The sequence below is a fragment of the Bacillus sp. N6 genome (assembly GCF_052805735.1).
Map to the genome: position 1 here is coordinate 3,866,949 of NZ_CM127843.1, position 14,482 is coordinate 3,881,430.

General features: G+C 35.8%; 15 protein-coding genes. 3 read left to right on the forward strand and 12 right to left on the reverse strand.

The window, feature by feature from the left end; all coding sequences use genetic code 11:
* Positions 1-49: 49 nt before the first annotated feature.
* The 5 genes from ACUXVC_RS19710 to panE form a co-directional block, all read right to left on the reverse strand.
* Positions 50-2,200 carry a penicillin-binding protein gene (locus ACUXVC_RS19710; protein ID WP_095690274.1) on the reverse strand — a complete coding sequence of 717 codons (2,151 nt, stop codon included), beginning with the start codon at positions 2,198-2,200 and terminating at the stop codon, positions 50-52.
* Between the two features lie 21 nt (positions 2,201-2,221).
* Entirely contained in the window at positions 2,222-2,584 is a 363-nt protein-coding gene (ftsL, locus tag ACUXVC_RS19715; RefSeq protein ID WP_000182804.1) for a cell division protein FtsL, read from the reverse strand.
* Between the two features lie 15 nt (positions 2,585-2,599).
* Complete coding sequence (gene rsmH / locus ACUXVC_RS19720; protein WP_000472508.1) at positions 2,600-3,532, reverse strand: 16S rRNA (cytosine(1402)-N(4))-methyltransferase RsmH; 933 nt, start codon at positions 3,530-3,532, stop codon at positions 2,600-2,602.
* Positions 3,533-3,900: 368 nt separating this feature from the next.
* Positions 3,901-5,517 carry a bacillithiol biosynthesis cysteine-adding enzyme BshC gene (gene bshC, locus ACUXVC_RS19725; RefSeq protein ID WP_446025825.1) on the reverse strand — a complete coding sequence of 539 codons (1,617 nt, stop codon included), beginning with the start codon at positions 5,515-5,517 and terminating at the stop codon, positions 3,901-3,903.
* A gap of 79 nt (positions 5,518-5,596) precedes the next feature.
* Positions 5,597-6,481, reverse strand: a complete 885-nt coding sequence (panE, locus tag ACUXVC_RS19730; protein WP_014482115.1) for a 2-dehydropantoate 2-reductase — start codon at positions 6,479-6,481, stop codon at positions 5,597-5,599.
* Positions 6,482-6,776: 295 nt separating this feature from the next.
* Between panE and ACUXVC_RS19735 the strand changes: the two genes are divergently transcribed.
* Positions 6,777-7,250: an N-acetyltransferase gene (locus tag ACUXVC_RS19735; RefSeq protein WP_000506690.1), complete on the forward strand. Its 474-nt coding sequence runs from the start codon at positions 6,777-6,779 to the stop codon at positions 7,248-7,250.
* A 34-nt stretch (positions 7,251-7,284) separates the two neighbouring features.
* Here the strand turns inward: ACUXVC_RS19735 and ACUXVC_RS19740 are convergent, their stop codons facing one another.
* The 3 genes from ACUXVC_RS19740 to ACUXVC_RS19750 form a co-directional block, all read right to left on the reverse strand.
* Positions 7,285-7,791 carry an RsfA family transcriptional regulator gene (locus ACUXVC_RS19740; protein ID WP_000246469.1) on the reverse strand — a complete coding sequence of 169 codons (507 nt, stop codon included), beginning with the start codon at positions 7,789-7,791 and terminating at the stop codon, positions 7,285-7,287.
* Between the two features lie 129 nt (positions 7,792-7,920).
* On the reverse strand, positions 7,921-8,094 hold the full coding sequence (gene rpmF / locus ACUXVC_RS19745) for a 50S ribosomal protein L32 (protein WP_001984764.1): 174 nt from the start codon (positions 8,092-8,094) through the stop codon (positions 7,921-7,923).
* Between the two features lie 61 nt (positions 8,095-8,155).
* Positions 8,156-8,656 carry a YceD family protein gene (locus ACUXVC_RS19750; RefSeq protein ID WP_000872146.1) on the reverse strand — a complete coding sequence of 167 codons (501 nt, stop codon included), beginning with the start codon at positions 8,654-8,656 and terminating at the stop codon, positions 8,156-8,158.
* 213 nt (positions 8,657-8,869) lie between these two features.
* Between ACUXVC_RS19750 and ACUXVC_RS19755 the strand changes: the two genes are divergently transcribed.
* Entirely contained in the window at positions 8,870-10,051 is a 1,182-nt protein-coding gene (locus tag ACUXVC_RS19755) for a nucleotidyltransferase (protein ID WP_245912891.1), read from the forward strand.
* Between the two features lie 10 nt (positions 10,052-10,061).
* Here ACUXVC_RS19755 and ACUXVC_RS19760 read toward each other — a convergent pair whose 3' ends face one another.
* Together ACUXVC_RS19760 and ACUXVC_RS19765 are read right to left on the reverse strand one after the other, a co-directional pair.
* Positions 10,062-11,099, reverse strand: coding sequence for a SepM family pheromone-processing serine protease (locus ACUXVC_RS19760; RefSeq protein ID WP_053563741.1), 1,038 nt, complete (start codon positions 11,097-11,099; stop codon positions 10,062-10,064).
* Positions 11,092-11,883, reverse strand: coding sequence for a patatin-like phospholipase family protein (locus tag ACUXVC_RS19765; RefSeq protein WP_000662590.1), 792 nt, complete (start codon positions 11,881-11,883; stop codon positions 11,092-11,094). Before ACUXVC_RS19765 ends, ACUXVC_RS19760 begins: the two co-directional genes overlap by 8 nt.
* Before the next feature lie 113 nt (positions 11,884-11,996).
* Here ACUXVC_RS19765 and ylbJ point away from each other — a divergent pair, with 113 nt between their 5' ends.
* On the forward strand, positions 11,997-13,226 hold the full coding sequence (gene ylbJ / locus ACUXVC_RS19770; protein ID WP_095690272.1) for a sporulation integral membrane protein YlbJ: 1,230 nt from the start codon (positions 11,997-11,999) through the stop codon (positions 13,224-13,226).
* Here the strand turns inward: ylbJ and coaD are convergent.
* Together coaD and rsmD are read right to left on the reverse strand one after the other, a co-directional pair.
* Positions 13,218-13,709: a pantetheine-phosphate adenylyltransferase gene (gene coaD / locus ACUXVC_RS19775; protein WP_000200601.1), complete on the reverse strand. Its 492-nt coding sequence runs from the start codon at positions 13,707-13,709 to the stop codon at positions 13,218-13,220. The genes ylbJ and coaD overlap by 9 nt on opposite strands.
* Positions 13,706-14,272 carry a 16S rRNA (guanine(966)-N(2))-methyltransferase RsmD gene (rsmD, locus tag ACUXVC_RS19780; protein ID WP_001266976.1) on the reverse strand — a complete coding sequence of 189 codons (567 nt, stop codon included), beginning with the start codon at positions 14,270-14,272 and terminating at the stop codon, positions 13,706-13,708. The genes coaD and rsmD overlap by 4 nt, the downstream gene beginning before the upstream one ends.
* Positions 14,273-14,482: the final 210 nt, after the last annotated feature.

A 14,482-nucleotide genomic window follows, 5' to 3' on the forward strand; every position in this document is an offset into this window, starting at 1 on the left:
TCCAATATATGCTTGTACTTATTTAATTAGAACTTCTTCTCTTTTACCATTACGGCTTTTCTGCTTCTTGTTGTGGTTCGAGTGGCGGTACGAGTGTGACACCTAATTCTGTACCAGGTTGTAATAATGTTCCTTCCGCCACACTTTGCTCTGTTACGTATCCTGTACCAGAAGGCTTCAAGTTAAGCTGTAATGTCTTCGCTAAATTCATAACATCACGCAGTGCCCATCCTTGTATATTTGGCATTGTAGGCTTATCTCCTACCAAGAAGACTCGGTCGCCTTTCAATGTTTGTTCAGTCGCTTTTGGTACTTGTTGCTGTACTTTCCCTTCACCTAGTACGATTGGACGAAGTTTTGCTTTATCAATCGCTTTCCCCGCTTCAGCCATCGTTTTACCAGTTACATCTGGAACAGTAGTTTGTTGTTCTTTCAGATGTTTTTTCGGATCTTTCACTTCATTTGGCTTAATCTTTAAATACTCTAAACTATTTTTTGTTACATATTTAAAAATATCAGCTAAAGGTTGTGCGCCGTTCTCATCATCTTTTAATTTCGGCTGTTTAACAGCTACATACACAACAAGTTGTGGATCGTCCATTGGTGCCATACCTAAGAATGAGAATATATAATTCTGTCTTCCTGTCATATAGCCGCCTTTTCCATCCGGAATTTGCGCTGTACCTGTTTTACCACCAACTGAATATCCATCAATTTTATAAGCTGTCCCTGTACCTTTCGGAGATGTAACAACACGTTCTAATAACTGTCTTACTTGCGCTGCTGTTTCCTTTGTAACAGGTTTTCCTACTTCTTCTGGCTTATGTTCTAATTTTACTTTGTCTGTTATCGGATCTACAATTTTATCAATTGCATAAGGTTTCATCATTTTCCCATCATTTGCAATGGCCGTTGCAGCTTGTACAAGCTGAATTGGTGTTACAGTGGAACCTTGTCCAAAAGCTGTTGTCACTTGTTGTATTTGCTGATCAAATAAAATTGTATTCGATCCTTCACCTGATAAATCAATGTTCGTTTTTTCATCTAATCCAAAACTATGAATATATTTTCGGAAACGTTCTGGACCAAGTTTTTGATCTCCTAAAATTGCAAACGCTACGTTTGAAGAACGCTCTACCCCTTCATCAAACGTGATAGAGCCCCAACCAGCACCGCCGTTATGGTCTTTTATTTTCCTATCTCCGACTTGATATGTCCCTGACTGATAATAATCTTGCCCTTTGTACACACCTTCATTAATAGCTGCCGCTAACGTGAAAATTTTCATTGTTGATCCAGGTTCAAATGCATTGGCAATTGCGTCATTGAAGAAATATTTAATTTGACGATCATTAGGGTCATAACTAGGTTTAGTAGACATCGCTAATATTTTTCCGGTTTTCGGATCTGCAACAATCCCTATTAAACTTTCTGGCTCATATTGCTTACTTGCTGCTTTCATCGCGTCTTCTAAATAACTTTGGACACGTTGATCAATTGTTAAATAAACGTTATCTCCATTTTTCGGTGCCTTTACATTAACTTTTCCACCATCAAGGGATACACCTTTACGATCACCTGTATATGCTACTTCTCCATTAGAAGCACTTAAGTATTTATCTAAGCTTTTTTCTATGCCAAATTGACCTACCGAGGTTCCATTCTCATCTGGTTTTGCATGACCTATAACATAAGATGCAAAATCACCATTTGGATACACCCTTGCATTTTCTGTAATAAAAGATATTCCCGGCAACTTCAACGCCTCTATTTGTTCCTTCTTTTCTTTCGTCAAATCCTTGCCTAACGTTCCGAATTCGACTTGACTTCTACCTTCCTTATTTAAAGAAGCTAAAATATCCTCTTCGCCTTTTCCAAGTACTCCTGCAATTTTCTTTGCAGTATCTTCTTTATTCTCAACAGAGTTAGCGCCTTTTAGCGCAGCCACTATTTTATAAGAGTTTGCGTCTTGTGCTAACACATGACCGTTTTGATCATAAATGGTTCCTCGGTTCGCTTCAAGAACTCCTTTTTTACTATGCTTTTGTTTAGCAAGCGCATCTAAATCCTGATTATGAACTGTTCCTGTTGATTGTATGTAAAAAAATCGGGCTAATAACAGCAAAAAGAGCAGGAGGAAAAATATCATAAAATAACCTGCTCCCTTATTGGTATGAAATTTAGTCATATTCTTCTTCATCGTTCCTTCACACCTATTGCCTTATTTGAGGCCTTTCACATTATTCGCATTAATTTCTAGCCCGTGTTTTTTTGCAACTTCAGCGATTCGTTCATAGCGACTTAACTTCTCTACTTCAGCTTGTAATTCTTGATTTTCTTTTTGCTGCTGTACAATTTTTTCTTCTATCGTCGCTGCTTCTACATTAACTTGATAAAGGCCTGCTTTATTTCCAATAAACGCGACACAGGCATACAATAAAAAGCCAATAAACGCTACATACAACAGTTTTTCGATTCTTGTAATTTTCGCTTTAACCTTCGGCTTAGCCATCTGCTGTGGGGGCGTTTGAATTTGCACCTCTTCTTGCGCTTGTTGTTTGTACTTTACAGCTAAATTAGTCATACCTCTCTCTCCCTTTTATCGTTTTTCAGCGATTCTCAACTTCGCAGAACGCGCACGATTATTTTCTTCTAGCTCTATATCAGAAGGTAAAATCGGTTTTCTTGTAATAAGCTTTAATTTCGGCTTAAATTCATCAGGAATAATCGGTAATCCTGGCGGCAATTGTGGCGTTGTACTATTTCGCTTAAACGTTGTTTTACAAATACGATCTTCTAATGAATGGAATGTTATAACACTAACCCTTCCACCTGGCTTAACCATCTCAATAGCAGATTCCAATGCTTCTTCAAATACTTTTAATTCATCATTTACAGCTATACGAATTGCCTGAAACACTCGCTTAGCAGGATGCCCACCAGTTCTACGAGCAGGAGCCGGAATACCTTCTTTAATTAGCTCTACTAATTCTCCTGTCGTTTCAATAGCTTTATTCTCACGATAAGCTTCAATTTTTCTTGCAATTTGTTTTGAAAATTTCTCTTCACCGTATTGGAAGAAAATCCTTACAAGTTGTTCATATGACCAGCTATTTACAACATCATATGCTGTTAATGGGGCATCTTGATCCATCCGCATATCTAACGGTGCATCATGATGATAACTAAAGCCTCGCTCTGGTGTATCTAATTGTGGGGATGAAACACCTAAATCAAATAAAATACCGTCTACTTCTGTTATACCTATTTCTTGCAGTTTTTCAGCTAAATAACGGAAGTTACTCTTTACTGTTATAAACTGTTCACCGTATGAAGAGAACTTTTCTTTCGCGTTTTGAATCGCTATCTCATCTTGATCAAACGCTATTAATTTTCCACCTTCAGTTAATTGGGATAATAAATAAGAACTATGTCCTCCTCCCCCCAGTGTACAATCTACATATGTACCATCTGGCTTTATATCTAAGCCGTCTACTGTTTCCTTTAAAAGCACTGTTACGTGTTTAAACATTGTTGCACCTACTCTTTTTCCAATTAATTATGTTGAATGTATCCCTTCCTCTAAGCACATATTTCACGCTTAGAGAATGAAATAATACGAAAGAACGACTCATTTAACTTACCAACAAAGGCAACATACTATACAAATCGCTATTTTCTTTTATTATATACTAAATTTTATCATCTTTTGCGGGAATTTAAATAAAAAACTGTCGAAAAAGCGAATAATACGTTTACATTTTGTGCTATTTTGTCATATATTTAAGTATCCAACACAATTACCATATCCAACACTTTTTGATTGATAATTCAGAAAAAAATCACTTCACAGTAAATTCAACGGAATAAAAATAAAATCCTGCTCCAAAGAGCAAGATTTTATAGTTTTATAACATGATGTTTTCCGTCCCAAGAAAAAGGGTTTTCCATTACACGATCAACGAAATCCAAACCAAACTGATTTAAATAATAACATACATTCCACACACGTTCTTGCGGCGCACCTAATGGACGAAGTGCGAATTGTATACGGCGGAATTTATTTAGCTGAACCTCATACTTTTTCTCAACATTTCTTTTCAACATTCTTTCCAGCAGTTCAATTTGTTCATTAATTTTCAATTCGTTTTTCCCTGCAAACGCACCTAATCCTGGCTCTATTTTCTTTACAAATTGCTGTAAAGATATATGAATATCGGCAATTTCTTTTTTCGCCTTTTCAAAATGATCATCAATCGGTTCCTCTACTCGATTAGACAACCAGTTTTCACGCAGTTTATCGACATCATTTAAAAACGGATCACTTTCTCTCAATTGCAGATCGAATAAATCTGTCGCTATATCTCTCTCCACATAAGTAATTGTAAGACGAGGAACGACAGGTGGCATTTGAAAACCGACAGTATGGAATACTTGTTGTAATTCACTCCAATAAGCTAATTCCCCTGGACCTCCAATAAATGCGAGCGTAGGAAATACATACTCTTGCATAAGAGGACGCGTTACAACATTATTACTAAAACGTGCCGGATTTCTCTCCATTTCTTCAATCAACTCTTCATATGAAAAGGAATGCGCCCCATCCTTTCCAACAAACTTACCTTGATGCTCTTCAAGCAATACTCGTTCATTATCTATTTCCATGAATATATGCACTGCATGAGACTTCGTTTCAATAATCGGTTTGTATCCTAGTTCTTTAATTACTTCCTGCTGATTACGAAGCCCCTCTTGCACCTCTTTATACTTACCTATAATTCGCTTAAAAAATGGAATTTCTAACTTTCTTAATTCAGGATGATGTGAATCAACAAGGATTAAACCAGAATTAGCAAAGATTTTCGTAATAAGATGAGCAAAGAAATCTACATACGTATTCGATTTTTTCAAAGCATCATCAACAAATTTTAATACATCCTTTGTAAAATTTGTTTCTGGGTATGTTTTAAAAATCTCTTCAATCCAACTTCTACAATCTTCAACAGAAAGTTCAGACTCAGAAGCACTCGCCTTTTTCGGATTACGATCATAAAAAATAGTTTTTTTCATCTTTTTATTTTTCGCTACAAAAGTATGGTTAATCTCATCCATATCATGATCTTCACCCGCAATCCAGAAGACAGGGACAACTTTAACTCCTAAACTTTCTTCCTTTTCCTTTGCAAGCTGTAAAATTGAAATAACTTTATGAATTGTATAAAGCGGTCCAGTTAATAACCCCGCTTGTTGTCCAGCTATAACAACATATGTATTTTCATCTCCAAGCGCTTTTACATTTTGAAGTGTAGATTCTTCCGCTTGTAATTTTGTATTATATTCTAATAAATGCGCTACTAAATCTTGGCGGAAAAACTCCCTTTCACGCAAATCATGTAAACGTTGTTTAAAAGCATCTTCTGTTAACATATAATCAAAACATGACTGTATCTCTTTTTTACCGTTCATATAGTCCGCTACAACACCTTGTTGCGGAACAGAGATTTCTTTTATCTCCATATAATTCTTCCTTTCGTATCCAGTTCTCTCACCAATCCACATTGTAGTCAATGTTTCACTTAAAAGCAAAGAATAACACTTATACTCTTGTTTCTAACCCCTTTATTGCATCGAACAAAAATTGAAGTGTCGGAACTGGTCGTTGCTGTTTCTTAGCCTCTTCTAATACATACCCAACAATCGCATTAATTTCCGTCTGTCTATTCGCTCTTACATCCGCTAACATAGAGGATGTATTACGAGACGTTCCTTCACACACATTTCGTACCATTTGCCATACCATTTCTTTTTCTCCTCTAATAAGAAATGCGACCTCCTGAAACACTTGCTCCATCATTTGATAAAAAAAACGATTCGTGATTAATTCACCATTCTTTACTCCCAATAACGCCGTCAACGGATTGATACATACATTTACTACTAATTTTTTGCGCATAATCTCTTCCCAATCTGTTTCTATTTGAACTGGAAAATAAGCAACAGGAAAAGAATGAAATATTTTTTTAAAATGTATAGATTGGCCACAAACCACTCCAAATCTCGTTACACCTACTCCAGTATGATGAACGATGTGCCCTCCCTCTTTTTTCGCACCATGTTCTACAATACCAACAGCTATATTTTCACTCCCTATTTGCAGCATCTTTGGGAGATGCGACATTCCGTTTTGCAAAAAGATTAATGATGATGCACCTTCCACAAACGGTAGTATGTCATCTATATGATATTGCTTCACAGCAATAAATATATAATCTAAATTTTGCGCTACCATACTTTCTATCGGTAAAACAGGCGGATATACTGTTTCCCATCTTCCATCTCTAATACAAGTTACACCTGTTTCATTTAATTCTTCAGCCTGCTTAGCTGTTCTTGTAAACAACGTAACATCTTGGTTACTTTTTTGTAAATAAAATGTATACAATAGACCAATAGCACCTGGTCCGACAATTCCAATTTTCATTTTCACACAAGGGATTCACATTAAGTGCCCTTGCCTCCCCCCTTTTTCATATCTTTTTAAAGTACATGAGCACGCCCTATAATTTCGTTGTCCTCTGCCAAACAAATACACTCTCATTTTTCACTATGTATATACTGCCTATTAATACACTTATACTCTTAGTTTAGCAAATCCTCAAAAAAATAATAAAAGAAATATACTATCTTCTTCATAAAAATAAAAAAATGAGTTATACTATTATTATAAATATTTTTACTTTTCTGCATTCAACGAGATAAGAAAAGGATGTGATGTAATGGGATTCCCAAAAGTTGAGCGCTTGCTCATCAATTATAAAACGTTAGATGAATTCAAAAAATTTAAAGGGTGCGGAGCCCAGGAACTATCTATGCTGGAAGAATTGCAAGCAAACATTATTGAAAACGACAGTGAATCTCCATTTTACGGTATTTATTATGGCGGATCACTAATCGCACGTATGAGTCTATATATGAAAAGAAACGGCGGAGAACCATTCGAAATTACAGGTCCTTACCTAGAACTTTATAAACTTGAAGTATTACCAACTTTTCAAAAACAAGGATTCGGACAAATGCTTGTAAATCATGCGAAACAACTGCAATTTCCTATTAAAACGATAGCGCGTATTCATTCAGCTGGTTTTTGGGATAAATTAAATTTCAGCCCCGTATCAGTAACTGATGGAGATTTTTATATTTGGCATCCAGAAACAAATTTGAATGCGGTTACAAATGAAGAATCGGCTTAAGAAATAAAAAAACAGCTGTATAACAGCTGTTTTTTTATTTCTTAAGCTTCTCTAACTTCTCAGTCGAGCGAGCATTGTTTCTTTCCGCTACCATTACACTTCTTTTTTGATCGATATAATCAAGCAATGTTCTATACTCTTCCTCATATACTGATAATCGCTCCAGAAGACGCTCTCTTTCTGTTTGTAATGATTCAACTTGTTGTTGCAACACCGTTAAAGAGTTTTCATCTTTATAATTTTGCAAGAAATCAATAACATCATTCAACGTAATTGACGTAGGTTCTAACACTTTTGTCTCTTTCACTTCATAATTTTCTACTTTACGAAGTTGCTTCGCTTCCTCAATACGTTCTTTATATTGCTTTCTTACGTAAGAATTCCATCTAAATCCACATGCTGCTGGTGTACGAGATAAATTTTTCCCCACTTCCTTAAAGGCAGAAAGTTGTGTTCCACCTTCTCGAATATGCCGGAGTACTACTTCTGCCAGAAGCAAATCTTCATCATCAGTCCAAGCATCTTGTCTTGTTGTCGCCATTTCTCTAGTCCTCCCTATGCATTTTTTATTAAGCATATGCAGTTACTAGAAAAGATAGAATACAACAACTAAAGATTAAGACAAAAAAAATAAACGCAGAAGATATCTTCTGCGTTTATTTTCCTGCAATTACTTGCTGATTACTTCTTTACCTTTGTAAGTACCGCATGCTTTACATACACGGTGAGCTAATTTCGCTTCACCACAGCTTGGGCACTCTACCATACCAGGTACTGATAATTTGAAATGCGTACGACGCTTTCTTTTTACTGTTTTAGAAGTTCTTCTAAAAGGTACAGCCATTCTTCCCACCTCCTTAAAAGAAATAGTTATTTTCATATGAAGGCCTGAACCAGTCTTCCGATTATTTGTCAAAAAACTTTGCAAGTCCTGCCAATCTTGGATCAACAGTCTTTTCTTTGTCTTCTTCCGAAATCACTTGCCAGTCTTGACCTTGCGTCGGTGCTCCACCAGAAACATCATCACTGAAAATTTGCATTGGAATCTCCAAAAGTATATTTTCCTTGATTACGGGCAGTAAGTCAAGTACTTCTCCTTCTAAACAATGAATTTCAGCTTCAGTTTCAAATTCTTCTTGTGAAGTTTGGAACACCTCAGTTGTTTTAATGTCAAATGGTAATGTCACATCTACTAAAGAACGAGAACATGGTAAAACCATGCTTCCAGTTATATGTAGATGAAACGTAAACTTACCGGAGCCAAAATCAACTCTTCCCGTTACATGAACAGGATTAATTTCACGAATATCTTTCTCGACCTCTTTTAGCTCACTTACATCTACCATCTCATCCAATGTCAATCCTTTATTTCTCAATTTATTCAATTGATGGATGGACCATTTCATATCATATCACCTCAAGGCAACAAACAAAATTATAGCTAGCCATTTTATATTTGTCAATGTTTTTTCTTTACACTATAATGAAGTCATCATAGTAAATAATATATAGAGTATCACGTTTTTCAAAAAGATGCTACATCGAAAGGAGAGATTACCATAAAAGCTGGTGGTATTGTTGTTGAATATAACCCTTTTCATAACGGTCATCTTTATCATGTGCAAGAGACAAAAAAGTTAACACAATCCGATATAATAATTGCCGTTATGAGTGGTCCTTTTTTACAGCGTGGTGAGCCCGCACTCATTTCCAAATGGTATCGCACTAAAATGGCCTTAGCAAACGGCGTAGACCTTGTTGTAGAGCTTCCATACGTCTTTGCGACACAAAAGGCTGAAACCTTCGCAAATGGTGCTATTTCCATTTTAAATGCCCTACATGTTTCTGAAATTTGTTTCGGTAGTGAGGATGGACAAATCGAAAATTTTTATAATACCATCTCCGTACAAAAAAACGAAGAAGAGACTTTTAACTGCCTTGTAAAACAATTCATGGACGCTGGCAATAGTTATGCAAAAGCAACATCGGATGCTTTTTCACACATTTTAACATCCGAAAAAAACATAGATATGTCACAACCAAATAATATTTTAGGCTTCCAATATATGAAAGCAATTCTGTCACAAAATAGCTCTATACAAGCTCAAACTATAAAAAGATTCGCCTCTCATTATCATGATGAAACATTTAATGACCAACATATTGCAAGCGCGACAAGCATTCGGAAACAACTCTTTAGCGAAGAAGGATCATTTACAACAATTGAACCTTTTCTCCCACAGGCAACCACTTCGCTTTTAGCAAATTACAAACAAAACTACGGGATATTACATAATTGGGAACAATACTTTTCATTTTTTAAATATAAACTCATGACAATGTCTTCAGGAGACTTACGACATATATATGAAATAGAAGAAGGTTTAGAGCATCGTATTTTATCAAAAATACAAAACAGTTCCTCCTTCTATTCATTCATGGAAGCATTAAAAACAAAACGTTATACATGGACTAGACTACAAAGAGCTTGTACACACATTTTAACAAACACAACAAAAGAGGAAATACGTAGCGCAAATATAGAACAACATGCACCATATATCCGCCTGCTAGGCATGTCACAAAAAGGACAAACTTATCTTTCAAAAAACAAGAAAAAAATCGAACTTCCAATCCTTACTCATACAAAAACATTTGACCATGCTGCTTTAGATATAGAGAAAAAAGCAAACTCTGTATATTTCTCCATCATGCACGAACCGTTACGCACGCAACTATTAAAACAGGATATAACACACCATCCTATTCGCTATGATGAAACAACTACAAAATTCCTATAAAAAAACCTCTCTATTTCAGAGAGGTTTTTTCCTTATCCATCTTTTCTAAATATGTTAACGCATCATCCAGCGTATCCACTGGTACAATTTTCATTTTTGTTTTAATGTCCTTTGCAGTCTCAAGTGCATCTTTATAGTTCGATTTCTCCGCTCCTTTTTCATTTGGCGCAAAGAACACCTCAGCCCCAGCATCGCTAGCAGCCACCACTTTTTGATTTATACCACCAATCGGGCCAACTTCTCCTTTTTCATTAATTGTACCTGTTCCAGCTATTTCATGTCCTTTTGTTAAGTCTTCTTCCACAAGTTGATTATATATTTCTAATGTGAACATTAAACCTGCGGATGGTCCACCAATTTCATGAGAATTAATTTTCACTTTCGGATCGACCACTAATTCTCTTTCCGTAACGATAGAAACACCTATACCGACACGTCCATTCCCATTAGGAATCGTCTTTACATTTAAATTTTCTTTCAATTGTTTTCCATTTCTCATGTACTCAATACTTACAGCATCGCTTTCTTTTTTCCCAGTCATATATTCAATAAATTGCTCCGTCTTTTCAAATGTTTTTCCATCAACAGCTATAATAACATCACCAAGCTTAAGCTTTCCTTCTGACGGCATTCCTTTTGCCACACCAGCAACTAATACACCTTTATTTTCAAAAGAAACGGAGCGATTTGCACGTTTATATGCATTATAAATTGCTGCATTTTGTGAATCTTTCATCGCATAATTTTGGCGAAATTGATATTCTTCATTACTCTCACCTTTTTGCAATATTTCTTCCGCTTTTGAAATATGTGTATATTTATTAAACTGTGCCGCTATTAAATTCACCACATTTGCTGGTCCCATTGAAACCGTAACAAGCATAAAATCACCAGATTCTTTCGTTCCACCCTCAACTTGAACGTAAGGCTCTAATTTGGCAGCCATTCCTGGTTTTGTTACATAATACGGTAAACGCACGTAAACAAGTAACATCGCCAATATAACCCCTATTAAGATTGCATATATAAACCGAAAACGCTTAAACATTATGTTTCTCCTTCCACTGCTCAATTAATAAATAAATATTTGAAACATGTTTTTCCGCTTCTACTTCTCCAACTCGAATAATGTCTTCAATGTTTGTAAAAGCACGTGAACTAAATTGCTCTACAGCTGGTCGCATCATTAAATCCGATGCAATTTGCCGATTCATTACAAGCTCATGCTGCATAATTTCTATACTTTGCATGATTACGTCATAAATGGACGTAACATCGCCATTCACCTTAATTGGAGACACATCCACAGCGATAACAATATCGGCCCCTAATTCTTTCACAACCGATACTGGGATACGATCAATAACCCCACCATCCACTAATAATCGTCCATCTATTTTTTCTGGTACAAACACTCCAGGAACAGATATGCTAGCCCTCACCGCATCTGCAACTGGTCCACTTGTAAAAACCACTTTTTCCCCCTTCAATATGTCAGTAGCCACAACAGCCGTCGGGATATCTAACTCTTCTAAATTTTTATTATATGTAAACATTTTAATCATATCTTTGACACGTTTTCCAGCAATAAATCCCATTTTCGGTACCGTGAAATCTAAATAATACTTCCGCTTGAAAACAGATGCCAATTTATACAATCTTTCAACGTTACTACTTGCCGCATAAAACGTACCTATTAGCGCCCCCATACTACTTCCTGCAATCATATGAATAGGGATACCAGCTTCCCTTAAAACCTTTATTACACCAATATGAGCAAACCCTTTCGCTCCTCCAGACCCAAGTGCTAAACCAATCTTTGGTTCTTTCATTTTTCTCACCCTTTAATTTTTTTCATTCCTTTTTCATACTTATGGTCTAAATTCACTACGTATCCACGTATACTGAAATGAACGTTTTTTGGGACAAAGGGGGATTTACTTACATGTATGAAAAATGGAAAACCGCTTTCCTTACCATATCAACGCTTTTTTTAACCTTTTCTCTTGTACTCCACCCCCAAGCCGCTTTACAAGCTTCTATTCGCGGGTTAAATATATGGTGGGAAGTTGTATTCCCTTCACTACTACCGTTTTTCATCATTGCGGAACTTCTAATTAGTATCGGTGTTGTAAAATTTATTGGCGTTATATTAGAACCACTCATGCGCCCACTTTTTCGCGTTCCAGGGATAGGTGGATTCGTTTGGGCAATGGGAATGGCTTCAGGTTTCCCTGCAGGCGCCAAACTAAGCGCTAGACTACGAAAAAGCAACCTTTTAACTCAGATTGAAGCGGAGCGCCTCGTTTCTTTCACAAATTCTTCTAATCCACTTTTTATTTTCGGTGCTGTGTCTATCGGTTTTTTTAATAATCCGAAATTAGGGATTATATTAGCGGCTGCCCATTATTTAAGTAACTTTGCTGTCGGATTAATTATGCGTTTTTACGGCCATAATACCGTTTACAAAAATAATACACACACTACAAAAAAACGCCGCTTTCAAAACCCTTTTTTAATTCTTCACGAGACACGCTTACAAGAAAAAAGACCAATCGGTAAATTACTTGGGGATGCTATCGTTTCTTCTATTCAAACATTACTTATGATTGGCGGATTTATTATTTTATTCTCTGTGTTAAATAAAATGATTACTGTATTCCACATTACAGCAGCTCTTTCTTTTATTATGCAACATATTTTATCATTCTTCCAACTAAGTACAGATTTTAGTATACCTATATTATCAGGTGTTTTCGAAATGACACTCGGAAGCCAAATGATTAGTCAAATAAATGAAACACCCCTCTTACAACAAGCTATGGTAACAAGCTTCATTTTAGCATTTAGCGGTCTTTCTATTCAGGCACAAGTTGCTAGCATATTAGCTGAAACAGACATCCGATTTAAACCCTATTTTTTCGCACGAATTATTCAAAGTATTCTTGCCCCTATTTTTACATTTATATTTTGGACACCATTTTATGAGAAAGTAAGTTCTTTCTCACCTATGCAAAAAGATATTCCTGTATTTTTATCCAAGCATCCTTCTATACTACATGAAATTTGGACATCTTTTATACATTACGGACCAATTTTTACATTATTTTGTCTATATTTATATGTTATTTTATTATTTTTTCGCACGTATAAAGAAAAACCCCGTTCACTTTAACGGGGTTTGAAACTTTTCTTTTAAAGCACGCTCTACAATAGGAGGCACAAGATCCACTACACTTCCTCCATACCTCGCAACTTCTTTCACAATACTCGAGCTTAAAAATGAATATTGGTTGTTTGTCATAATAAAAAATGTTTCAATATTTTCATCTAATTTTCGATTCATAGAAGTAATTTGCATCTCATATTCAAAATCAGAAACTGCTCGTAAACCACGTAATATTGCATTTGCATTACGCATTTTTGCATACTCTACTAACAGCCCACTATGCGAATCTACTTTTACATTCGGGATATCCTTTGTCGCTTCTCGAATTAGTTCTAATCGCTCTTCAACTGAAAAGAATGGTTTTTTAGATGAATTGTTTAAAACGACTACGTACACCTCATCAAATACTTTTGCTCCCCTTTTAATAATATCCAGATGCCCAAGGGTAATTGGATCAAAACTTCCTGAAGAAATAGCTATACTTGTCATTCTGTCCCCTCACCTTCATACTTATAAATCGATATTGCAGTAATCCCATAATTCTCAGCTCGTACTTTTACAAGCTTTCCTATTGAATCAGGTAAAACCACATCATTACCATGCTCTGCCATAATTAATCCATCACTATGTAGCAATCCATGTTGATCCATTACACTAATTAAAGATACAATTTTTTGCTCTTTATATGGTGGGTCTATTAATATAAGATCGAATGACATTTCACGTTTTATAAGCGCCTTTACTGCACGTTCCGCATCATTTCGATATACTTCAGCTTGTTCCTGTATTCTACAACTTTCTAAATTTTGATGAATTACTTTTATCGCTTTACTATCCCTATCAACAAAAATCGCTTTATCGATCCCTCTGCTCAAAGCCTCAATTCCAAGGCCACCACTACCACCAAATAAATCAAGGGCGATACCACCATCAAAATAAGGACCTATCATATTAAAAATAGATTCTTTTACTTTATCTGTCGTTGGACGTGTTGTATTACCAGGAACCGCTTTAAGTGGGTGTCCTTTACATTTTCCTGAAACTACTCTCATCTGTTGTCACTACCTTTATTTCAATCTATCGAGCGATTATAGAAAGCCATTCCCACTTCGGTAACCGTTAACAAATTACATTCACCAAAATATTAGAAAACTCAGCATCAAATAACCACTCATTATTTTTATGTATTCATCTCATCATTCACTAATATGAATCCAATATGTATATTAGTTCCACTTTATCTTTTTTATCCTATCACAAAA